Origin of the sequence: Isoptericola sp. NPDC019571, from assembly GCF_044389385.1 — a bacterium.
Taxonomy (GTDB): domain Bacteria; phylum Actinomycetota; class Actinomycetes; order Actinomycetales; family Cellulomonadaceae; genus Isoptericola; species Isoptericola nanjingensis.
In genome coordinates, this window is sequence record NZ_JBIRXZ010000006.1 from 172,682 (window position 1) to 192,711 (window position 20,030).

The 20,030-nt window shown below is 75.8% G+C and carries 20 protein-coding genes; 7 read left to right on the top strand and 13 right to left on the bottom strand.

The window, feature by feature from the left end; genetic code table 11:
- Window positions 1–54: 54 nt before the first annotated feature.
- The 5 genes from ACH443_RS12785 to ACH443_RS12805 are packed head-to-tail and all read right to left on the bottom strand — an operon-like array spanning window position 55 to window position 3,713.
- Window positions 55–1,155, bottom strand: a complete 1,101-nt coding sequence (locus ACH443_RS12785) for an aromatic acid exporter family protein (RefSeq protein ID WP_430557340.1) — start codon at window positions 1,153–1,155, stop codon at window positions 55–57.
- The gene (locus ACH443_RS12790; protein WP_430590517.1) at window positions 1,152–1,595 is read right to left on the bottom strand and encodes a hypothetical protein; all 444 of its coding nucleotides are present in this window, start codon (window positions 1,593–1,595) and stop codon (window positions 1,152–1,154) included. Before ACH443_RS12790 ends, ACH443_RS12785 begins: the two co-directional genes overlap by 4 nt.
- On the bottom strand, window positions 1,592–1,978 hold the full coding sequence (locus tag ACH443_RS12795) for a hypothetical protein (protein ID WP_430557342.1): 387 nt from the start codon (window positions 1,976–1,978) through the stop codon (window positions 1,592–1,594). Before ACH443_RS12795 ends, ACH443_RS12790 begins: the two co-directional genes overlap by 4 nt.
- A complete protein-coding gene (locus tag ACH443_RS12800) occupies window positions 1,975–3,204 on the bottom strand; it encodes an NRAMP family divalent metal transporter (RefSeq protein ID WP_430590518.1) in 1,230 nt (409 codons plus the stop codon). The genes ACH443_RS12795 and ACH443_RS12800 overlap by 4 nt, the downstream gene beginning before the upstream one ends.
- Complete coding sequence (locus ACH443_RS12805; protein ID WP_430590519.1) at window positions 3,201–3,713, bottom strand: hypothetical protein; 513 nt, start codon at window positions 3,711–3,713, stop codon at window positions 3,201–3,203. The genes ACH443_RS12800 and ACH443_RS12805 overlap by 4 nt, the downstream gene beginning before the upstream one ends.
- Before the next feature lie 186 nt (window positions 3,714–3,899).
- Here ACH443_RS12805 and ACH443_RS12810 point away from each other — a divergent pair, with 186 nt between their 5' ends.
- The 4 genes from ACH443_RS12810 (at window position 3,900) to ACH443_RS12825 (ending at window position 8,312) form a co-directional block, all read left to right on the top strand.
- Window positions 3,900–4,505, top strand: coding sequence for a DUF4956 domain-containing protein (locus tag ACH443_RS12810; protein WP_430590520.1), 606 nt, complete (start codon window positions 3,900–3,902; stop codon window positions 4,503–4,505).
- A complete protein-coding gene (locus tag ACH443_RS12815) occupies window positions 4,502–5,290 on the top strand; it encodes a polyphosphate polymerase domain-containing protein (RefSeq protein ID WP_430590521.1) in 789 nt (262 codons plus the stop codon). Before ACH443_RS12810 ends, ACH443_RS12815 begins: the two co-directional genes overlap by 4 nt.
- Before the next feature lie 62 nt (window positions 5,291–5,352).
- Window positions 5,353–7,179, top strand: a complete 1,827-nt coding sequence (locus tag ACH443_RS12820) for a carbohydrate-binding domain-containing protein (protein WP_430590522.1) — start codon at window positions 5,353–5,355, stop codon at window positions 7,177–7,179.
- A 224-nt stretch (window positions 7,180–7,403) separates the two neighbouring features.
- Window positions 7,404–8,312 carry an NAD-dependent protein deacetylase gene (locus ACH443_RS12825; protein ID WP_430590523.1) on the top strand — a complete coding sequence of 303 codons (909 nt, stop codon included), beginning with the start codon at window positions 7,404–7,406 and terminating at the stop codon, window positions 8,310–8,312.
- Window positions 8,313–8,326: 14 nt separating this feature from the next.
- On the opposite strand, the gene ACH443_RS12830 is transcribed toward ACH443_RS12825, so the two are convergent.
- Window positions 8,327–8,686, bottom strand: a complete 360-nt coding sequence (locus tag ACH443_RS12830; RefSeq protein WP_429766467.1) for a hypothetical protein — start codon at window positions 8,684–8,686, stop codon at window positions 8,327–8,329.
- A 52-nt stretch (window positions 8,687–8,738) separates the two neighbouring features.
- The gene (locus ACH443_RS12835) at window positions 8,739–8,954 is read right to left on the bottom strand and encodes a hypothetical protein (RefSeq protein WP_430590524.1); all 216 of its coding nucleotides are present in this window, start codon (window positions 8,952–8,954) and stop codon (window positions 8,739–8,741) included.
- A 146-nt stretch (window positions 8,955–9,100) separates the two neighbouring features.
- Between ACH443_RS12835 and ACH443_RS12840 the strand changes: the two genes are divergently transcribed.
- Window positions 9,101–10,693, top strand: coding sequence for a phytoene desaturase family protein (locus ACH443_RS12840; RefSeq protein WP_430590525.1), 1,593 nt, complete (start codon window positions 9,101–9,103; stop codon window positions 10,691–10,693).
- Between the two features lie 11 nt (window positions 10,694–10,704).
- Here the strand turns inward: ACH443_RS12840 and ACH443_RS12845 are convergent, their stop codons facing one another.
- Together ACH443_RS12845 and ACH443_RS12850 are read right to left on the bottom strand one after the other, a co-directional pair.
- Complete coding sequence (locus ACH443_RS12845) at window positions 10,705–11,709, bottom strand: transglutaminase domain-containing protein (protein WP_430590526.1); 1,005 nt, start codon at window positions 11,707–11,709, stop codon at window positions 10,705–10,707.
- A 54-nt stretch (window positions 11,710–11,763) separates the two neighbouring features.
- Window positions 11,764–12,195, bottom strand: coding sequence for a nucleoside deaminase (locus ACH443_RS12850; protein ID WP_430590582.1), 432 nt, complete (start codon window positions 12,193–12,195; stop codon window positions 11,764–11,766).
- A 171-nt stretch (window positions 12,196–12,366) separates the two neighbouring features.
- Between ACH443_RS12850 and upp the strand changes: the two genes are divergently transcribed.
- Window positions 12,367–13,002: a uracil phosphoribosyltransferase gene (gene upp, locus ACH443_RS12855; protein WP_429766460.1), complete on the top strand. Its 636-nt coding sequence runs from the start codon at window positions 12,367–12,369 to the stop codon at window positions 13,000–13,002.
- A gap of 21 nt (window positions 13,003–13,023) precedes the next feature.
- Here upp and ACH443_RS12860 read toward each other — a convergent pair whose 3' ends face one another.
- Entirely contained in the window at window positions 13,024–16,944 is a 3,921-nt protein-coding gene (locus ACH443_RS12860; RefSeq protein WP_430590527.1) for a sigma-70 family RNA polymerase sigma factor, read from the bottom strand.
- Between the two features lie 217 nt (window positions 16,945–17,161).
- Here ACH443_RS12860 and ACH443_RS12865 point away from each other — a divergent pair, with 217 nt between their 5' ends.
- Entirely contained in the window at window positions 17,162–17,968 is an 807-nt protein-coding gene (locus tag ACH443_RS12865) for a hypothetical protein (protein WP_429766457.1), read from the top strand.
- 28 nt (window positions 17,969–17,996) lie between these two features.
- On the opposite strand, the gene ACH443_RS12870 is transcribed toward ACH443_RS12865, so the two are convergent.
- The 3 genes from ACH443_RS12870 to ACH443_RS12880 all read right to left on the bottom strand — a co-directional run bounded on the left by ACH443_RS12870 (window position 17,997) and on the right by ACH443_RS12880 (window position 19,975).
- Window positions 17,997–18,305 carry a DUF1540 domain-containing protein gene (locus ACH443_RS12870; protein WP_429766455.1) on the bottom strand — a complete coding sequence of 103 codons (309 nt, stop codon included), beginning with the start codon at window positions 18,303–18,305 and terminating at the stop codon, window positions 17,997–17,999.
- A 166-nt stretch (window positions 18,306–18,471) separates the two neighbouring features.
- Window positions 18,472–18,897 (bottom strand): heat shock protein transcriptional repressor HspR, encoded by a 426-nt coding sequence (locus ACH443_RS12875; RefSeq protein WP_429766453.1) that lies wholly within the window; start codon window positions 18,895–18,897, stop codon window positions 18,472–18,474.
- A 70-nt stretch (window positions 18,898–18,967) separates the two neighbouring features.
- Window positions 18,968–19,975, bottom strand: coding sequence for a DnaJ C-terminal domain-containing protein (locus ACH443_RS12880; protein WP_430557924.1), 1,008 nt, complete (start codon window positions 19,973–19,975; stop codon window positions 18,968–18,970).
- Window positions 19,976–20,030 lie beyond the last annotated feature (55 nt).

Consider the following 20,030-nt stretch of genomic DNA (forward strand, 5'->3'; position numbering starts at 1 on the left):
CGTGGCACCGGCAGCCCGTGCCCGCAGGCGAGCGGCGTCGTGGCAGGTGAGCGCTCAGGCCGCGAGCACGTCGGCGGCGCGGCGCAGCACGACGACGAGCGCGCCGGCGACGAGGTGGTCGTCGTCGGAACCCTGTCGTGACTCCCGCACCGCGACCTGCAGGCGGTCCACCGCCCGGACGAACCTCGTGCCGGGGTCGTCCGCTGCCGACGCGGCGGTGTCGGGAGCCGCGTCTTCCGCCGGCGGACGCAGGACGTCGGCGAGGGCGCGCAACGCCGCCGCGAGCTCAGGGCGCAGCCGGGGCCCGAACGCGACGTCGTCCCGCCCGGCCGCCTCCCAGCCGACCAGGAGCCGCACCACCTGGTCGACCACCTCCGCGGTCGTCCCGAGCAGGTGTGCCTCCCGGGCCTGCGACCGGGCGCGCTCGGCGTGCCGCCTAGCGCGCGGGTTGCCGCGCGACGCCTCCTGCGAGTGCGCGACCGCGGCCCGTGCGCCCTCGATCATGGGGGACAGCGCGTGACGACGCCGCTCCCACTCCTCCGGGTCGAGCGGCCCCTGCTCGTCGAGCCAGCCCGCCAGGTCGTCGAGCTGCTCCACGAGGGCGTCGCGCAGGCCGACCAGCGCGAGCCCCGACGGGGTGAGCAGCAACGAGGGCAGCAGGAGGTTGACCGCCGTCCCGATGGCCGCCCCCACCAGGACCAGGCCCGCGAACGCGCCCACGTACTCCGCGTCCTCCCCGCGCCCCAGGACGAGCACGAAGATGGCCGAGTTCGCGACCCACGCCCCCTGTCCCCCGAACGCCCGCCAGCCGGCGCACAACAGCGCCACCCCCACGACCAGGGCCACCGACAGCACCCCCGGCGCGAGCACGGTGTCGACGGTGATCGCGATCGCGGCCCCCAGCAGCAACGCCCCCACGCTCTGCGCCGACTCCCGGACCGACCGGGCGACCGTGCTCGTCGTGGCGATGACGGCACCGAGCGGGGCGTAGTACGGATACTCGGACAGGGGGGCAGGCGCGGCCACCCCCACCAACCAGGCGAGCGCGGCGGCGACCGTTCCCCGGACCGCCAGCGACCAGCGGGGATGCCGCACCCAGGTGCGGTGCACGGCGGCGGGCGCACCGCGCCACCACGGCACCGCGCCTGCGGTCATCGGCTCTCCGACGGGAGCTCCGCCGGAAGCTCGGCGTAACCCTGCGCGAGGCGCACGCGCCACGCGTCGTCGTCCGGCGCCCCGCCGTCCACGGCCGCGACGTCCTCCCACCGCACGAGGAAGGTGCCGCGGTGGCGGCGGCGCACGAGCTGCGGGATCGGCCACGGCGACCGCACGTCCGTGCGCTCGTACCCGTGGAACGACCCGGCCCCGCGCGGCCCGACCAGCAGCCCGACCAGGCGGGCGCCGCCCACGGCGTCGCGACGCGCGTGCGCGCTCAGCGGGGCGTCGTGCCCGGCCTCCTCGCGGTCCTCCCCCGCCCCCGGTCCGCCCTCGGGCTCGTCCACGACCTCGAGCGCCAGGCGGACGTCGACGACCACGCCCAGGGCCGCGCCGTCCGGCCCCAGCACGCGCGCGTCGAGGAGGTCGCCGACGTTCATTCCTCGGCCTCCGGGTCGTGCCGGCCGCCGGGGATGCGCGCGATCAGCCGGTCGCGGACCCAGCGCTCCACCCAGACGGCGTCGAGCCGGTCCGAGGGCACGGTGAGCTCGACCGCCGTCCCGACGTGCCCGACGTCGTCCCACGCGATGCGCGGCAGCCGGCTGTCGGGCACCCGGCCGCCGAAGAGCCGTGTCGCCAGCACCGGGCCCACGAGGATCGCGTCGATGTGCGCCTCCCGGCCGGCCTCGGCCCCGGCACCGTCCGGCCCCGCCAGGGCCAGGTCGTCCACCGCCCCCACGGGCTCGCCGTCCGCGTCCAGCACCTGCCGGCCGAGCAGGTGCAGGCGGGCGTCGACGATCCGTTCCCGCGCGTCGCCGGTCATGAGCCCGCTCCCGTCGCGATCATCAGGGGGATCGCCGCGACCGCCGCGACGACCACGATCACCAGGTACACCGTGCCCAGCGCGTTGACCACCCGGCCGTTGACGTGCTCGCCCATGTACCCCGGGTCGTTGGCCACGACGAGGATCGGCACGTACGTGAGCGGCAGCGCGACGGCGGAGAACACCACCGACATCTCGGTCACCGCCACCGGGTCCACGCTCGTCATGAGGATCCCGGCGGCGAGCAGCAGCGCCACGATCATCGTGAGGTGGAAGCGCGCCGCCCGTGCCGGCCGGCGGAACTTGCCCCACGACCAGCCCAGGTACTGGGCCAGCGTGTACCCGCTGGACAACGCAGTCTCCAAGGCGGCGCCGAACGTGGCGGCCACGATCCCCAGGACGACGACGGCGAGCAGCAGCACCCCGCCCGCCTGCGCGACCGGCAGCACGATCTGCGACAGCGACGAGACCTCGATGCCCGCGGGCAGCAGCACGACGGCGGCGCACGCCGCGATGGCGAGCGACAGCAGGCCGCCCAGGGGGAAGCCCAGCAGCACGTTGAGCCGGTTGGTGCCGAGGTCCTTGGCGGTCCACCGCTCCTCGACGGCGCCGGACGAGAAGAAGAACACCTCGTACGGCGTCATCGCCGCGCCGAACAGCGCGACCGCGTAGTACCAGTACGACGCCGGGTGCTCGATGCCCGGCGGCGATGGCGGCACGGCCTGGCGCAGCAGCTCGCCCCAGTCCGGACCCAGCTGGAACAGCGCGATCGCGAACCCCACGAGCAGCAGCCCCATGAGGCCGGCGACGTTCTCCATGACCTGGAACTTCACGCGCCACAGCACGAGCCACACCGCGAGCGCCGCGACCGGGATCCACAGGCGCGGCTCCACGCTGCTCGCCAGGTGCAGGGCGAGCGCGATGCCCCCGACCTCCGCGGTGAGCGTGAGCAGGTTGATGGCGAACGACGCGAGGAGGTTCGCGCCCGCGGCCCTCGGGCCGAGCCGCTCGCGGATGATCTCGAAAGTGGCGCGACCGCTCACCGCCGCGACCCGCCCGGACATGCTCGCGAACAGCACGATGCCGACCACGCCGAGCACCACCACCCACGCGAGCGACATGCCGAACCGGGACCCGACGACGGCGTTGGTCACCAGGTCCCCGATGTCGACGAACCCGCCGATGGCGGTGAGGATGCCGAGCGCGGCGGCGAGCAGCTTCTTCACGGCCCGCCCGCCTCGGCCAGGGCGGCGTCGGTCGCGTCGAGGGCGGTCGCGAGCTCGACGAGGAGGTCGTCGGACGACGAGGGGACGCCGTCGGCGCCGGCGAGGTCTCCCCCTGACCGTACGGCCACCCAGGAGCGCGCCGCGACGACGGCGTCCGAGACGTCGCCCACGGCGTCCAGCCCGGTGGACCGGCGCGCCGCCGTCGCCGCGTCGGGCGGCACCAGGGTCGTGAGCGCCGACTCGGCGTCGTCCAGCACGCGCAGCTGGTCCAGCAGCGCCGTGTCGGCGACGGGTCCGGTGACCCGGCCCTCGTCGAGCAGGCTGACGGCGATCCGCGCCGTCTCCCCCGCGGAACCGGCCTCCGCGAGCGCGTCCGCCACCGCCGCCGTCGCCTGGCCGGGCTCCTGCCGGCTGGCGACGCACCCCGTCCCGGCCAGCAGGGCCACGAGCGTGACGACGAGCGCGAGGCCGGCGGCCGTGAGCCGGCGTCGTCCTGTCTGCTGCGTCACGCCCTGATGATCAGCACGCCCGGCGAATGCCCGCATGTCGGGGCTGCTCAGCCGCGTTCCCAGCGACCGTCCACCCCTCGCAGCGGGTTCCCAGGACGCCCTCAGTGCCCGCCTGAGCGCGAGGTGTCCACTGGGTGTCCTCCCCACCCACGGACCACGACCGGTCCCCGACCTCCCGGAGCCCGCATGCCTCCCGCAGCCCTGTACGCCGTCGACCTCGTCGCCGTGTCGATCCTGACGTTCGCCCTCTACTTCCCCCGGCACCGCCGCCGCGACCTCGTGGTCGCCTACCTCGGCGTCAACGTCGGCGTGCTCGCGGTGTCGGCCGTGCTCGCGTCGACCTCGGTCGCCGCGGGCCTCGGGCTCGGGCTGTTCGGCGTGCTGTCGATCATCCGGCTGCGGTCCGACGAGCTGTCGCAGCGCGAGGTCGCGTACTACTTCGCCGCGCTCGCGCTGGGCCTGCTGGGCGGGCTGGGCACGTCGGCCGGCTGGCTCGGCGTCGCCGGGTCCGCGCTGATCCTCGTCGTCATGGCCGTCGCGGACCACCCGCGGCTCCTGGCGCGGCACGGCTCGCAGACGATCGTCCTCGACCGCGCCGTCGTCGACCGCGCCGAGCTCACCGCCCACCTCGAGACCCTGCTGGGTGCCCGCGTGCGGTCCGTGTCCGTGCAGGAGATCGACCTCGCCGATGACACGACGCGCGTGGAGGTGCGGTACGACCTGCCGCGCGACGGCGGCCGGCCCGCCCGGTCGGGCGCCGTCCGGGACGACGCGCTGGCGGTGACCCGGTGACCGCCGAGACCGTCGTCGCCCGCGGACTGGCCGGCGCCGCGCCCGTCACCCTCGAGGAGCTCGACGCCACCGCCGCCCTCCAGACCCGCGTCGACCGCAAGTACGTGCTCACCCCCGACGAGGTCGCGGCGCTGCTCTCCACGCTGGCCGCGCACGGCCCGCGCGTGCTCGAGATCGACGGCGACCGGTCGTTCACGTACGCCTCGACGTACTACGACACGGCCGACCTGCTGACCTTCCGGCTGGCCGCGCGCCGCCGTCGCCGGCGGTTCAAGGTCCGCACCCGCACCTACGTCGACACGGGGAACGCCACGTTCCTCGAGGTCAAGACGCGCGCGGCCCGCGGCGTCACGGTGAAGGAGCGCCGCCCGTGGGAGCCCGCGACCCCGCTGGCCGGAGAGGGCCTCGACTTCGTCGACGACCGGCTCGCCGCCGCCCGCCTCGCCGCGCCCCCGTCGGCGCAGCTCGCCCCGGTGCTGCGGTCCGCCTACCGGCGCACCACCGTGCTGCTCCCCGACGCCCGCGTCACCCTCGACACCGGCCTGCGATGGCGGCTCGCCGGGCCCGACGGGGCCGACCGCGGCGGCACCGCCGACGTCGGAGACCTCGTCGTCGTCGAGACCAAGGCCGGCACCGCGCCGTCGTCCGCCGACCGCGCCCTCTGGCGCGGCGGCCACCGCCCCGACCGCATCTCCAAGTACGCGACCGGGCTCGCCACCCTGCGGCCCGACCTCCCAGACCACCCCTGGCGCCGCCTGCGGCGCGAGCGGCTCGGCGTCGCCTGACCCCGCCCCCGCTCCGCCCACCGCCTCCCCCCAGCTCCCCACCAGCGAACAGGACCCGAACCATGCATCTCCGCCGCCCGAAGAAGACCCTGTGGAACCGTGCTCTCTCGACCCGAGCCGTGGCGCTCGCCGCCGCCGGCACGCTGACCGTCGGCGCGCTCGCCGCGTGCAGCGCCGGCTCGACGTCCGCCGCGTCGGACGGCTCCGGCACCACCGCCGCCCAGGTCTCCGCGACGGACAACTCCGGCCGGTCCGCTCAGGACGTCCTCGCGGAGAACCTGTCGTCCGACGAGACCGCCGCCCTCGCCGACGCGACGTGGGACACGGACGACGAGGTCGCCGTCACGCTCGACGGGGACTCTGCCTCGGTGTCCGCGTCGGCCTCCGGCGACGGCGTCACCGTCGACGGGTCGACGGTGACCATCACCGAGCCGGGCACGTACCGCGTCTCCGGCACGCTCGACGACGGCCAGGTCGTGGTCGACTCGTCGGCCGACGGCGTCGTGCGCCTCGTGCTCGACGGCGCGGACGTCACCAGCTCCACCGGCGCGGCGATCGACGTGCAGGACGCCGACCAGGTGTCGGTCGTCCTCGCCGACGGCTCCACGAACCGTCTCGAGGACGCCGCGGAGTACGCCGACACGACGTCGGACAACGCGGCCAACGCCGCGCTGCACTCCACCGCGGACCTGGCGATCTCCGGCGGCGGCGTGCTAAACGTCGTCGGGAACGCGAACGACGGCATCACCGGCAAGGACGGGCTCGTGATCGCGTCCGGCGACATCAGCGTCCAGGCCTCCGACGACGCGATCCGCGGCAAGGACTACCTCGTCGTCTCCGGAGGCACGGTCGACGTCACCGCCGGCGGCGACGGGCTGAAGTCCGACGCCGACGACGACGCCACCGCCGGGTACGTCGCGCTCACCGGCGGCGACGTCACCGTCCAGGCCGGGTCCGACGGCGTGCAGGGCTTCACTGACGTCGCGATCACCGACGGCACGCTCACCGTGACCGGCTCCGAGGAGGGCATCGAGGCCGCGACCGTCGCCGTCTCCGGCGGCGACACCGACATCACGTCCACCGACGACGGGCTCAACGCGACCGTCAAGGAGGCGGAGGACGACACGACCACCGGTGACACCACGGACGACGACACCACGGACGGCACGACGGACGGCACGACGGACGGCACGACGACGGACGACCAGCAGGCGCAGCCGGAGCCCCCGGCGGACGGCGAGATGCCGACCGGCGAGCCGCCCGCCGACGGCGGGATGCCCCCGGGCGGCGGGGGCGGCGGCATGGGAGAGGTCCAGGACGGTGCGTCGCTGACGATCACGGGTGGCACGCTGCACGTGGACGCCGAGGGCGACGGCCTGGACTCCAACGGCGTCACCGTGGTCAGCGGCGGCGACGTCGTCGTCGAGGGTCCGACGAACGGCGGCAACGGCGCGCTCGACTCCGCGGGCGGCAGCACGGTCTCCGGCGGCACGGTGCTGGCGGTCGGGTCGTCGGGCATGGCCGAGGCCTTCGACGAGGGCTCGACGCAGGGCTGGGTGGCGCTGACCGCCGACGCCACGCTCGATGCCGGCACCGAGGTGGCGGTCGTGGACGCCGACGGGACCGAGGTCGCGGCGATCACGCTGTCGAAGACGGCGCAGTCGGTCGTCTACACCGGCCCGGAGATCACGGACGGCGACACGTACACGCTCACCGCCGACGGCACGGAGGCCGGCACCGCCACCGCGGGCGAGGCCCCCGCGGGCGGCATGGGCGGCGGACCCGCCGGTGGCCAGGGCGGACCGGGCCAGGACCAGGACGGCTCGACCGGCACCCAGAGCGACCAGGACACCGTCACCGACCAGTCGTCGTCGACCACCACCAGCTGACCGCGAGGTGGTACGCATCTCGCCGAGGTAGTACGAGCTGCCGCGAGGTAGTACAAGATTCGCCGAGGTAGTACTACCTCGCGGAGATTCGTACTACCTCGCGGTGGTGCGTACTACCTCGCGGAGGTGGGTACTACCTCGCGGAGGTGGGTACTACCTCGCGGAGGTGGGTACTACCTCGCGGGGATCGGTGGCGCCGGCCGTCGCGACGTACGCTCGAAGGCGTGCAACCCGTGCCCCGTCCGCTCGCCCCGACGTACCAGGACCGGCGGTGGGAGCTCCCGCCCGACGCCGTCGTGCACCACGGCACGATCGACGACGCGGTCCGCCTGCTCCAGGGCCGCACGGTCACCGCGCTCACGGGCGCGGGCGTGTCCACGGACTCGGGCATCCCGGACTACCGCAGCCCGGACTCGCCGAAGCGCGCGCCGATGACGTACCAGCAGTTCGTGGCCGACGAGGCGTTCCGCCGCCACTACTGGGCGCGCAACCACGTGGGCTGGCAGGTGGTGCACCGCACGGAGCCGAACGCGGGGCACCGGGCGCTCGCGCGGCTGGAGGAGCGCGGGCTGGTGCGCGGCGTCATCACGCAGAACGTGGACCTGCTCCACGAGGACGCGGGCTCGCGCCACGTCATCGACCTGCACGGCCGCTACGACCGCGTCATCTGCCTGAGCTGCGGGCGCGTCATCAGCCGCGCGCACCTCGCGGAGCGGCTCGACGCGCTCAACCCGGGTTTCGTGGAGTCGGTCCTCGACGACGGCGCCACGGTCGCGGACATCGAGACCGCACCCGACGCGGACGCCGTCATCGAGCAGACCAGCCACTTCGTGCCCGCGGCCTGCGAGTTCTGCGGCGGCGTGCTCAAGCCCGAGATCGTGTACTTCGGCGAGAACGTGCCGCGCGAGCGGGTGCAGCGCGCGTACGCCCTGGTGGACGACGCCGACGCGCTGCTCGTGGCCGGCACGTCGCTCACCGTGATGAGCGGCCTGCGGTTCGTGCGGCACGCGGCCAAGGCCGCCAAGCCGGTGGTCATCGTCAACCGCGGCGAGACGCGCGGGGACCCGCTCGCCACGCTCAAGGTGGACGACGGCGTCACCGAGACCCTCGTCGCGCTGGCCGACCGGCTCTGACGGGTCGGGCGCGGCTACGGCGTCGAGACGAGGCGGCAGCCCCGGACGCTCTCGGCGTCGATCAGGCTCCCGTCACCGCCGGGGACGACGGGCAGCGCGCCGCGCCCCAGCCCACCGAGGTAGACGGCGGCCTCGGTGCCGGCCTCGGCGTCGTCGGCCTTGCGGCGCCGCACGTCGATCCGGGTGACGGTCACGGCGTGCTCACCCGTCGGCAGGTGCAGCACCGCGGGCTGACCGGTGCGCACCCGCCCGGACGTCACGGTGCCGGTGAGCACGTGGCCCCGCGTCGGGACGGCGAAGACGGTGTCGACCAGCAGCTCGAACGGCTCCACGGGGCCAGGTGAGGCCGGCGTCCGGCGCGAGAAGATCCCCATGGTCGACGACGATATCCGCCGCGCGGCGGAGCCCCGGCCCCGCATCAGCGCATCAGGTGCGCGACGTCGCCGTTGCTCGACCGCAGCTCCGCTCCCCGGTGACGCCGGACGCGACGACGTCGCCGTCCGCGACCAGCTCGACGGTGCCGACCGCCGCGTACGACTCGTGCTGCGTCGTCGTGCTCGCGACGGCACCGTCAACGAGGAACAGCGCGCCACGAGGAACAGCGGGCCACGAGGAACAGCGCCCCCGGGCCACGGCGAGCATCCCGACGACGAGGCGGGGCGGCGTCCGTGCTGGTCATGACGTCGAGACTAGGCTGCGTCGTATCGGCCGGACAGTGCGCGCACCCGCGTCGTCACGGTAGGGAGATCCCAGTCCGAGGGCGCCCGCGGCGGCCGGGGGGAGGCAGCATGCTGGACGCCGTCGTGGTCGGCTCGGGGCCCAACGGGCTCGCGGCCGCGGTGACGCTCGCCCGCGCAGGGCTGTCGGTGACGGTCCTGGAGGCGAACGAGACCGTCGGCGGCGGCGCCCGGACGCTCGCTCCCGGCGACGACGGCGACCTGGCCGCGGGCCTGCCCGCCGGCGTCGCGCACGACCTGTGCTCGGCGGTGCACCCGATGGCGTGGGCGTCGCCGTTCTTCCGCGCGTTCGACCTGCGGGCGCACAGCGTCGAGCTCCTCACCCCCGAGGTGTCCTACGCGCAGCCGCTGCCCGGCGGGCGGGCCGCCGTCGCGTACCGCGACCTGGAGCGCACGACCGAGCGCCTCGGGCCCGACGGCGCGGCGTGGCGCTCCCTGCTCGGCCCGCTGGCAGCGCGGTGGGAGGCCGTGGTCGCGGTCGCGCTGGGCGACCGCCGGTCGGTGCCGCCCGGGGTGCTCGACGGCGCCGACCCCGTGCGCGCGACGCTCGCCGCCGCCCGGTTCGGCCTGGGCCTCGCGGAGCAGGGCACGGCGGCCTGGGACGGCCGGTTCTCCGGCGAGGCGGCACCCGCGCTGCTCACCGGCGTGGCGGCGCACACCATCACCCGGCTGCCGTCGCTGTCCGGCGCCGGCACCTCGCTGCTGCTCGGCGCACTCGCCCACGCCACCCCCGCGCGCCGAGGTCGAGGCGGGGCGCTCGAGGTCGATGCCCCCGACCTCGACCTCGGGCGCTCGCCTCGACCTCGCGGGTTCGACGGCGGCTGGCCGGTGCCCCGCGGCGGGTCCGGGGCGATCGTGGCGGCGCTCGTCGCGGACCTGGAGGCGCACGGCGGCACGGTCGTGACGGGCCACCGGGTGCGCACCCCGGCGGACCTGCCCGCCGCGCGCGCCGTCCTGTTCGACACGACGCCCCGCACGCTGCTCGACGTGCTGGGCCCCGCCGTCCCGCCGGGCCTGCGCCGCGCCCTGGGGGCGTTCCGCCACGGGAACGCGGCCGCCAAGGTGGACTACGTGCTGTCCGGCCCGGTGCCGTGGGCGGACCCGGAGGTGGGCCGCGCCGGCACGGTGCACGTGGGCGGCACCCGGGCGGAGATGGCCGCGGCGGAGAACGAGGTCGCCGCGGGCCGGCACGCCGAGCGTCCCGTGTGCCTGGTCAGCGATCCCACGGTCACGGACCCGTCCCGCCGGGTCGTCTCCGGGACGGGCGAGCTGCGGCCCCTGTGGGCGTACACGCACGTGCCCGCGGGCTCCGACGTGGACGTCACGGAGACCGTCACCGCGCAGGTCGAGCGCTTCGCGCCGGGGTTCCGCGACGTCGTCGTGGCCAGCCGGGCGATCCCCGCCGCCGCCATGGCGGAGCACAACCAGAACTACGTCGGCGGGGACATCTCCGCCGGCGCCGCGACGATGTGGCAGATGGTCTCCCGCCCGACCCTGCGCGCGAACCCCTACCGCGTGGCCGGGGGCGTCTACCTCTGCTCGGCGTCGACCCCGCCCGGCCCCGGCGTGCACGGCATGGGCGGGTGGCACGCCGCCCGGCGCGCGCTGCGCGACGTCTTCGGCGTGCGCGTCGCGGCGCTCTAGCCCACAGCCGGTCAGGCCGGGGCGGCGGCCCAGCTCGTGGTGCGCTCGCGCAGGTCGGTGACGCCGACGCGCCCCGTCGGCGAGAGCGTCGCCACGCGCGCCTGCGGCCCCAGCCCCGACCGGTAGCGCTCCGCGAGTGTGGCCTCCGCGTCGCTGTCGCCGGCGTCGGCGGCCACGAGCAGCGCGGCGAGGGCGTCGGTGACGGCGTCCCACGCGTCGTCCGACAGCGGCACCGCGGGCACGTACCCGGGCGGCGATGCGGCGGCGAGCGCCGCCAGGCCCCGGTGGGGAGGCAGGGCGCCCCACACGTCCCACAGCAGCACCTCGTCGCGCATCCGGTGCGCCAGCTCGAGCAGCACGTAGCCGCGCACGAAGTCCTTGCCCCCCAGCTCGGGCAGGTCCGGCGCGACGCCGTAGGACGCCGGGTCCACCTCCCCGGCGCGGATCGCGCGCCACACCTCGGCGGCGGTGGGGAACGGCGACGCCGGCCCGGTGGGCATGTCGCGCACGTCGAACCCCCACGAGCCGTCGTCGGGCAGCTCGGGGTCCCAGCGCACCCAGCGTCCCCCGCCCGCGCCGTCGTCCGCCCAGTGCTCGACGACGACGTGGTCGTGGAAGAACGTCGGCTCGAAGTACCCGGCGAACCCGATCCGCGACCGGGCGGGCACGCCGTGCTGGCGCAGCACCCCGAGGGAGAACAGCGTGTGGTCGCGGCAGCACCCGGCGACCAGCTGGGCGGGCTCGCGGTCCGCGGCGAGCGGCCCGGGGCGGCGCTCGACGGCGGCGTCGAGCAGCGACGCCAGCCACCGGCGGTCGACGTCCGCGCGCTGCTCGTCCCGCAGCGGCACCCCGCCGGCGCGGTAGTGCACGATCGTCGCGCACGCCGCGGCGCCGACCGACGCCGGGTCGGGGGCGACCTCCCGGAGCAGCTCGGCGTGCGCGCCGGGGTCGGAGAACGCGCTGTGCCGGGCGTAGTCGGCCAGGGTGGGTGCCGCCGGGCGTGCCGTCGTGTCCATGCCGTGCTGACCTCCGTCGTCGTGGGGACTCATCGGCCCGCACGGACGTCGTCGTCAGCGGCGGGACTCGAAGAAGTCTCGCAGGATTCCGCCGCACTCGTCCTCGCGCACGCCGCCGACCACCTCGACGGCGTGGTTGGCGCGCTGGTCGCGCACGAGGTCCCACACGGAACCCGTGGCGCCGGCCTTGGAGTCCCAGGCGCCGAGGACGAGCCGCCGCACGCGCGCCGCGACGAGCGCACCCGCGCACATCACGCACGGCTCGAGCGTGACGACGAGCGTGCATCCCTCGAGCCGCCACTCGCCGCGCGTGGTGGCGGCCTGCCGCAGCGCGAGCACCTCGGCGTGCGCCGTCGGGTCCCCGGTCTCCTCGCGCCGGTTGCGACCGAGCCCGACGAGCCGGCCGTCCGCGTCGACGACGAGCGCGCCCACGGGGACGTCGTCGGACGCGAGAGCGTGCGACGCCTCGTGCAGCGCCAGCCCCATGAGCGCGTCCCACACCGCGCGCCGCTGGCTGACCGTGTGCGGCGGGAACTCGCCGTCCGCCCAGGGCAGCGCGAGGCCGGGGCGCACGGGACCGGGCGCGGCGTCGGACGTCACAGGACCAGGCTAGCCGCGGAGAGGTGCCCGGACCCTTCCCGCCGGTACCGTGGGTCCATGCGCCTGCACGTCGCCGACCACCCGCTGGTGGACCACAAGCTCACCGTCCTCCGCGACGAGAACACCCCGTCGGCGACGTTCCGTCTCCTCGTCGACGAGCTCGTGACCCTGCTCGCCTACGAGGCGACGCGGCACGTGCGCACGGAGCCGAAGGAGATCCGCACCCCGGTCACCACGACCACGGGCGTGCGCCTCAGCGACCCGAGCCCCATCGTGGTGCCGATCCTCCGGGCCGGGCTGGGAATGCTCGAGGGCATGACGCGGATGATCCCGACGGCGGAGGTCGGCTTCCTCGGACTGCAGCGCGACGAGTCCACGTACGAGGCCGTCACGTACGCGAACCGCCTGCCCGACGACCTCACCGACCGGCAGGTGTTCCTCCTCGACCCGATGCTCGCCACCGGCGGCACGCTGGTCGCGGCCATCGACTACGTGCTGGAGCGCGGCGCCCGCGACGTCACCGCCGTGTGCCTGCTCGCCACCCCCGAGGGGCTGAAGGTGCTCGACGACGCGATCGGCTCGCGCGTCGACGTGCAGATCGTCGTGGCCGCCGTCGACGAGCGGCTCAACGACCAGAAGTACATCGTGCCCGGCCTGGGCGACGCCGGGGACCGGCTGTACGGCATCGTCTGACCGGTCCGGGCCCGGGAGGGCTCAGCGGTACTCGCAGTCCCCGATGCGCTCCCAGGTGCGGCCCCAGCCGTGACCCCGGGCGTGGTCCCCGTCCTGACGCTTCTGCGCGCTGTCCGGGCCGTCCTCGCCGCGGCCGACGTAGCGGTAGTTCGCGCCGCGCCACGACGCGACGTCGCCCACCTCGTACCCACCGCTCCAGCGGACCCGGTCGGCGCACCAGCCGGTCGTGCCCGTGAAGGGGTCGACGGCGAGGTCGGCGGACCAGTCGCCGGCGCGCACGGTGTACCTGGCGCCGTCGCGGCCCCGCACCGTGCCGCCGTCGGCGGTCAGGCTCTGGCGGGCGGGCACGGTCACGTCGACGGACGCGCCGTTCGAGCCGCGCACCGCGAAGTCCTGCGGCACCGACGACCCGGTGTTGTCGAGCACCACCGACACCGCCCGGGTGGACGTCGAGCGCCACCGCCCCTTCTCCACCTGCACGGCGCCCGGGTCCAGCCGCGCCTGCGGGTCGACGACGACGCACGACACGGCGTCGTGGTCGAACGTCCGCTCGACCGACCGCGTGCGCTTCTCGATCTCGCGGGAGAGCCGCACCGTGACGTGGCCGGCGTCCGCCGTCAGCCCGCCCGGGGAGGTGCGGAGCGTGGCGGTGGAGCCCGGCTCGACCGACGTCCCGTCCCCGTCGCCGAGGGCCGCCGTCCACGCGACGTCGCCACGGTTGCGCACGTCGACCTCCACCCGCGCCCGGTCGTCGACGCACCGGGTCGCGGTGGACACGTCCACCGATCCGGGCCAGGTCACCGTGGCGCAGCTCTCGAAGGCCGGCACGTCCACGGTGGCGAGGTCGCGCCCGTCGGCGGTGACCGCCAGGCTGCGGGTGCCCCACGGCACGGACACCGTGAGGGTGCCGGTGGCGCCGGCGGCGACCGTCGCGGCATCCCCGTTCCCGGCACCGTCCGACGCCGCGAAGCGCACCGCGTGCGTGGAGCCGCCGTTGTCCACGGGGACGGTGACGGTGCGCCACGACCTGTCGGCGGAGGCGTCGAACCGGCACTCGGCCGCGGTGAGCGTCACCGGCCCGCCGACGGCGGGCGCGAGCGTCGCGGCGTCGTACGACGCCGTCGGGGCGACGGCGGGCACCACGCCCTGCGCGGGCTCGTCGTTGTCGCGGTCGGCCACCCAGCGGTACAGCTGGAACTCGGCGGCGCCCGCGGAGAGCGACGTGCGGTCCGTGGCGGCGACGAAGGTCGCGCTCTCGCCCGGCGCGAGCCGCTTCGGCTCGGTGCTGACCCCGGCGGCGGTCATCGCGACCCGCATCGCCTCGTCGCTGGTGTTGGTGAGCGTGCCGCGCACCTGCAGGCGGCCGTCGACGTTCACGGTCTCGGCGGTCTTCGAGACGGCCCAGCTCGGGTCGTAGCACTCCGCGGAACCGTGCGTCCCGGCGGGCACGCTGGTCCGGTACGTCTGGCCGCCGAGGGTCGTCGCGACCGTCCACGTGGCGCCGCCCGCGGGGACCCGGAGCCCGTCGGGCACCCGCACGGTGACCGACGCACCCGGCGCGACCTCCTGCGCCGCCGCGGCGGTGTCGCCCGCGGCGTCGAGCCGCACCGCGAGGCTCTGGTCGGTGAGGTTGACGTACGTGCCCTCGACCACGGCGGAGGCCGTGGCGACGCCGCCGACCGCAGCGCACCGGGCCTCGACCGCGCGTGCCCCCGAGGCCGCGCCGGCCCACGACTGCGCCACCGTCACCGCGGCGTTGCCGCCCACGGTGTGCGGGGAGCCGGGCAGCTGCGGTGCGGCGGAGACCGCCATCGGCCCCGGCGTGGCCGAGCCGTCCGCGACGACGCGCAGCCGGACGGACCGCTGCTCGCCCGGCGACAGCGGGGCGGCCTCGGGCTTGGCCACGCAGGTCCAGACGGCGCCCTGGTCGCCGCCCGCGCCCGGCACGCACGCGAGGTCGCCGTCGCTCGTGACGGGCCGCAGCCCGGCGGGCACGCCCAGCTGCACCGACCAGGCGGCGGCGGGCTGGTCGCCGGTGTTCCGCACCGTGACGGGCACCCAGGCCGCGCCCGGGTTCGAGACCGGGACGGCGTCGCCGCTCGAGGCCGTGAGCTCCGCGCCGAACGGCCGCACGGTGGTGGGCGGCAGGGCGATGTTCTCCCGCCCCACGCCCTCGGCCCAGACCGCGGCCCCGATCGCGTAGCTGCCGCCGGCGTTCGCGCGCACCGGCACCGAGACGTCGCGGGACGTGCCCGGCTCGAGGGTGCCGACCGTGCAGCGCGCCGTCCGCGCCGTGGTGTCCCCCGGCGTGCACGACAGGGCGTCCGCCGCGAGCACGTCGCCGACGGACGCGCCGGCCGGTGCCTGCGGCATGGCCAGGTCGACGCCGTCCGGGAGCGCCACCTCGACGACCGTCTCGCTCGCCGTGGCCTCCCCCGTGTTGGCGACGGTGAGCACCAGGGGCTGCGCCGTGCGCGGGTCGAGGGGAGCACCGGCGGCCGTGACCGTGAGGTCCGCGACGGGGGCGAAGAGCGTGGTGCCGAGCAGGTTGACCGGGTTCGTCGGGTCGGCGCTGGGCTCGGCCGGCTCGTCCGGCTCGTCCTCGGCGGGCCGCACCGCACCCTCGCCCGGCTGCTCCCCGGGCGGGGTCCACGGGGCGCCCTGGACGGTCACGGGCGCCTGCGGTGCGGCCGTGGGCGGCTCCTCCCCGCCGCCGAGCGCGTTGAGCACCGTGACGACCCCGACGGTCGCGACGGCGACCGCGCTCGCCGCGGCGGCGACGCTCGCCGTGCCGACGGCGGCGCCCGCAGCGGCCGCGGTGCCCGCCGTCGCCGCCGCCGTCGTGCCCGCGGTGGCGGCGGTCGCCGTGGCGGCTCCGGCGGCCGTCGTCCCGGCCGCCGTCGTACCGGCCGTCGCGGCCGCCGTCGTCCCGGCGGCGGCGCTGCTCGTGACGCCCGCGCCGCCGGTGATGCTCGCGCCCCCGACCGCGCCGGTGCCGACCGTGCCCGACGCGGCGGTGCTGGTGCCCGCGACCGCGCCGACGCTCCCCGCGCTTCCGGCACCCGCGGCGCTGCCGGCCCCCACGCTCCCGGCCGCGACGGACCCGCCGAAGGCACCGCCCAGCGCACCCCCGATGGGTAGCGCGCCGACGACGGCGAGGCCCGCGAGCCCGACGACCAGCGGCGCCACGACGGCCCGCATGCCGTGCGCGATGTCCCCGAGCTCGAGCACGAGGGACCGGCACTCCCCGCACGTCTCGAGGTGCGCGTCGACCTTCGCCACCTCGCGCCGGGCGAGGCCGCCCCGCACGTAGGCGCCGAGCAGAGGGTTCACGACGCGGCAGCCGTCGGTGGGCGCGTGCGTGAGGTGCTCCTGCAGGTAGCCGACCCGCAGCCCCTCGCGAGCGCGGTAGGCGAGCGCGGACACGCCGTTGGGCGTGAGCCCGAGGATCGGGGCCACCTCCGCGGGCGCACGCCCCTCGATCTCCGTGTACCAGAGCACGGCCTGCCAGCGCTCCGGCAGCGCCTGGTAGGCGTTCTTCACCACGGAGTGCTCGAAGCCCTCGAACGTGGCGACGTCGGTGGGGTCCACGAGGCCGAGCGCGGCCTCGAACGTGCCGTCGTCGGACGTCGGGCGGGTGCGCTTCACGCCCCGCGCGAGGTCGGCGGCGAGGCGCCGCACCACGGTGAGCAGGTAGGCGCGGAAGGTCGCGTCCGGGCCGCCGCCGTGCTGGAGCACGTCGAGCACGCGGTGGAACGCCTCCGACACGAGGTCGTCCGCGTCGGCCGACGACCGGACGTACTGCCGGGCCACCGCTCGCGCCGCCGGGACGTGCCGGGTGTAGAGGGCCCCGTACGCCTCGAGGTCGCCCCCGCGCACGTCGAGGATCAGCTCGGCGTCGCTGCGCGCCGAGTCGTCTGACCCCACGTAGACGTCCGTCATGGCCGACCTCACTCTGGCTGCACTGCGCACCCAACCGCAGACTCCCGTACTCTACGTGCTCCCCGCCTCGTCCTCCGGGGTGAAATTCCCCAGGAACAGCGCAGGATTCCCGCAGTTTTCCGTGCCTCGGGCAGCGGAGAGGGCTATCCCGGGGCACCTACCGATGAAAGTGGCCGACAACTGCGTCATGATGGCTGACCATGGCGGTCCCATCCACATGAACCGGTCCACGAGCGGGCCCCGCGGCGCGCCCGAGAACGATGCGCCCGAGCACGACGCACCCGAGCACGTCCCGGACGTGCTCGACCGCTGGCGCGCGACGAGTCTCGCCGAGGTGTGGCTGCGTCCTGACGACTGGTACCACCCCGCCGTCGACGCCCTCGTCGAGGCCTTCGACGAGGGCCGCTCCCCCCACGCCGCCGCGCACCGGCTCGGCGCCGCGCGCGGGCGGGCCGGCGTCGGCCTGGGCGAGACGCTGGACGACGTCGAGTGCCTGTACCGCTCCGCCCACCGCCCGCCGGACCCCGACGCGATCCGCGCGGTCGCCGTCGGGTGGGTGCGAGGCCGGGACGCAGAGCCGGCCCTCGGCGCGCTGCGCGACCCCAGCTCGGGGCTGCCCACCCGCGAGTACCTGGCCGAGCGGCTGCGGGAGACGTACGGCGCCGCCGTCGGCGCGGACCAGGGCGCGCCGGACACGCACTGCCTCGTCGTCGTGGACGTCGCCGTCGACGGCCTCGCCCCGTGGGACCGCGCCGCACGCTCCGCGACCGTCGGCCGCGCCCTCGAGCAGGTCTTCGGGGAGGGACATCCGATGGCCGCCCTCACGGACGGCGTGTTCACGGTGCTCGCGCGGCGCGACACGGGGGTGCCCGACCTGGCCAAGGCCACCCGCGGGGTGGTGGAGCGCAACGCCGCGCTCATGGGCCTCGGGGACGTGCTGAGGCGCCCCACCCGGGTGTGGGTGGAGCGCCTCCCGACGTCGCACGCCGCCGCCGTCGAGCTGCTGACGCAGCTGGCCCGCTAGCCGCCCCAGGGGCGTCCCGGGGATCGGGTCACTGCTGCGCGTACGTGAGGCAGTCGGCGTGGCTCTCGTCGTCGGGGCCGGGGCCGACGCGGATGGCCGACGCCGCGCACTCGAGGTCGGTGTTGTGGACGCAGTCGCCGCGCTGGCAGGCGCCCACGTGGGCGACGACCTTCTCGAGGCCGCCCTTGGAGCTCAGCGGGATGAACGTGGCGCACGCCGCGTCGCCGCTGTGCCCCGCGATCGTCACCGCCCCGGCGTGGCAGCCGTGGTCGTGGTTGTAGCCGCAGCCCTCGACCGTGCACTCGGTGACCTCGGGCATCTCCATCAGCGTGCTCATGGTGCGCTCCTCGCCGCTCGACGCCGGCTCTCGCCGCCTTCGACCACGATATTCCTCTCGCACGGAATTGCACAGTGAATGCGCGATCGAATTCGCGACGGGTCGAATAAGGAATGCCTTACCCATTGCCCCGAGAATTAGCGAAGAATTGCGTTGCGGAAAGTCGTCAGCCGCGGCGGTGCGGGCGCCACAGCACCAGCGCGCCCTCCTCGGCCTCGAGGTCGGCCCGCTCCGCGCGGCGCACGCGCTGGCCGCGGCGCACGACGACGACGTCGCCCGTCGTGCCGGCCGTGAACACCCGCCCTCCGGGCTGCAGGGCGAGCGCCGCGAGCCGGCCCTCGAGCTGGGCGACGTGCTCCTGCAGGTCGAGGATGCGCCGGATCCCGGCGAGGTTGATGCCCTCCACCTGCGCGAGGCGCTGCACCTCGAGCAGCCGTGCGACGTCGCGCTGGGAGTAGCGCCGGCCGCGGCCGGCGGTGCGGCGCGGCGTGACCAGCCCGAGGCGGTCGTACTGCCGGAGCGTCTGCGGGTGCATGCCCGCGAGCCGGGCCGCCTGCGACACGGTCAGCACCGGCGCGTCCTCGGTGACCATCGCTACCTCCTCGCTCGGTGCCGCTCCTCGGTGCCGCCCCGGGCCGGTCGGCCCGCGCCCCGCCGCGGCGTCATTCCGCCGCGCGCTGCGCGAGCCCCGCCCGCACGTCCTCGTGGTCGCTCTCGGCGGCGAACGCCTCGAGCGCCTCCTTCGCCTTCTTGCTGAGCTTCTGCGGCACGGCCACCTGGACCGTGACCAGCAGGTCGCCCTGCGCCTTCGTGGTCCTGACGCCGCGGCCCTTGACCCGCAGCACCCGCCCGGTGGGCGTGCCGGCCGGCACCTTGAGCTTCACGGTGTGCCCGTCGAGCGTCGGCACCTCGACCGTCGTGCCCAGCGCGGCCTCCGCGAACGTCACCGGGACCGTCATGCGCAGGTTGGCGCCGTCGAGCGTGAACACCGGGTGCGGCGCGACGTGCACGGTGACCACGAGGTCGCCGGCGTCGCCGCCGCCCGAGCCCGGGCGCCCCTTGCCGCGGATGCGCAGCTTGCGGCCGTCGTTCACCCCGGCGGGGATCTTGGTCTTGACCTTGCGGCCGTCCACCGTGAACTCGACGGTGGCGCCCTCCACCGCCGTGCGGAACGGCAGCGTGGTCTCGGCCGCGACGTCCGGGCCCTTCTGCGGCGTGGTGAAGCCGGCGCGCTGCCGGCCGCCGCGGAAGCCCCCCTGGCCGCCGAGCATGGAGCTGAGGATGTCCTCGAAGCCCCCGCCGCCCGCACCACCCTGGGGGTACTGCTGGTAGCGCACGTTCGGGCCGGCACCGCCGCCGAACATCGAGCCGAAGACGTCCTCGAACCCGTTGCCGCCGCCCCCGCCCGGGCCCGCCGCGAAGCGGGCGCCGCCGCCGGCCATGGCGCGCACGGCGTCGTACTGCTGGCGCTGCTCGGAGTCGGACAGCACGGCGTACGCCTCGCCGATCTCCTTGAACTTCGCCTCCGCCGACGCGTCTCCCGGGTTCTGGTCCGGGTGGTACTGGCGCGCGAGCTTGCGGTACGCCTTCTTGATGGCCGCGTCGTCCGCGTCCTTGGGGACGCCGAGAGCGGAGTAGAAGTCCTTCTCGATCCAGTCCTGACCTGTCACGACGCCCTCCTTCCTGTCATTGTCCGCGAGATCGACCCGCCCGTCGTGAGATCGA

Coding starts and splice junctions, on each gene's coding strand:
- ACH443_RS12785 (WP_430557340.1), bottom strand. CDS start 1,155: ATGACCGCAGGCGCGGTGCCGTGGTGGCGCGGTGCGCCCGCCGCCGTG.
- ACH443_RS12790 (WP_430590517.1), bottom strand. CDS start 1,595: ATGAACGTCGGCGACCTCCTCGACGCGCGCGTGCTGGGGCCGGACGGC.
- ACH443_RS12795 (WP_430557342.1), bottom strand. CDS start 1,978: ATGACCGGCGACGCGCGGGAACGGATCGTCGACGCCCGCCTGCACCTG.
- ACH443_RS12810 (WP_430590520.1), top strand. CDS start 3,900: ATGCCTCCCGCAGCCCTGTACGCCGTCGACCTCGTCGCCGTGTCGATC.
- ACH443_RS12820 (WP_430590522.1), top strand. CDS start 5,353: ATGCATCTCCGCCGCCCGAAGAAGACCCTGTGGAACCGTGCTCTCTCG.
- ACH443_RS12830 (WP_429766467.1), bottom strand. CDS start 8,686: ATGGGGATCTTCTCGCGCCGGACGCCGGCCTCACCTGGCCCCGTGGAG.
- ACH443_RS12835 (WP_430590524.1), bottom strand. CDS start 8,954: ATGCTCGCCGTGGCCCGGGGGCGCTGTTCCTCGTGGCCCGCTGTTCCT.
- ACH443_RS12840 (WP_430590525.1), top strand. CDS start 9,101: ATGCTGGACGCCGTCGTGGTCGGCTCGGGGCCCAACGGGCTCGCGGCC.
- ACH443_RS12845 (WP_430590526.1), bottom strand. CDS start 11,709: ATGGACACGACGGCACGCCCGGCGGCACCCACCCTGGCCGACTACGCC.
- ACH443_RS12850 (WP_430590582.1), bottom strand. CDS start 12,195: ATGGGGCTGGCGCTGCACGAGGCGTCGCACGCTCTCGCGTCCGACGAC.
- upp (WP_429766460.1), top strand. CDS start 12,367: ATGCGCCTGCACGTCGCCGACCACCCGCTGGTGGACCACAAGCTCACC.
- ACH443_RS12860 (WP_430590527.1), bottom strand. CDS start 16,944: ATGACGGACGTCTACGTGGGGTCAGACGACTCGGCGCGCAGCGACGCC.
- ACH443_RS12865 (WP_429766457.1), top strand. CDS start 17,162: ATGAACCGGTCCACGAGCGGGCCCCGCGGCGCGCCCGAGAACGATGCG.
- ACH443_RS12870 (WP_429766455.1), bottom strand. CDS start 18,305: ATGAGCACGCTGATGGAGATGCCCGAGGTCACCGAGTGCACGGTCGAG.
- ACH443_RS12875 (WP_429766453.1), bottom strand. CDS start 18,897: ATGGTCACCGAGGACGCGCCGGTGCTGACCGTGTCGCAGGCGGCCCGG.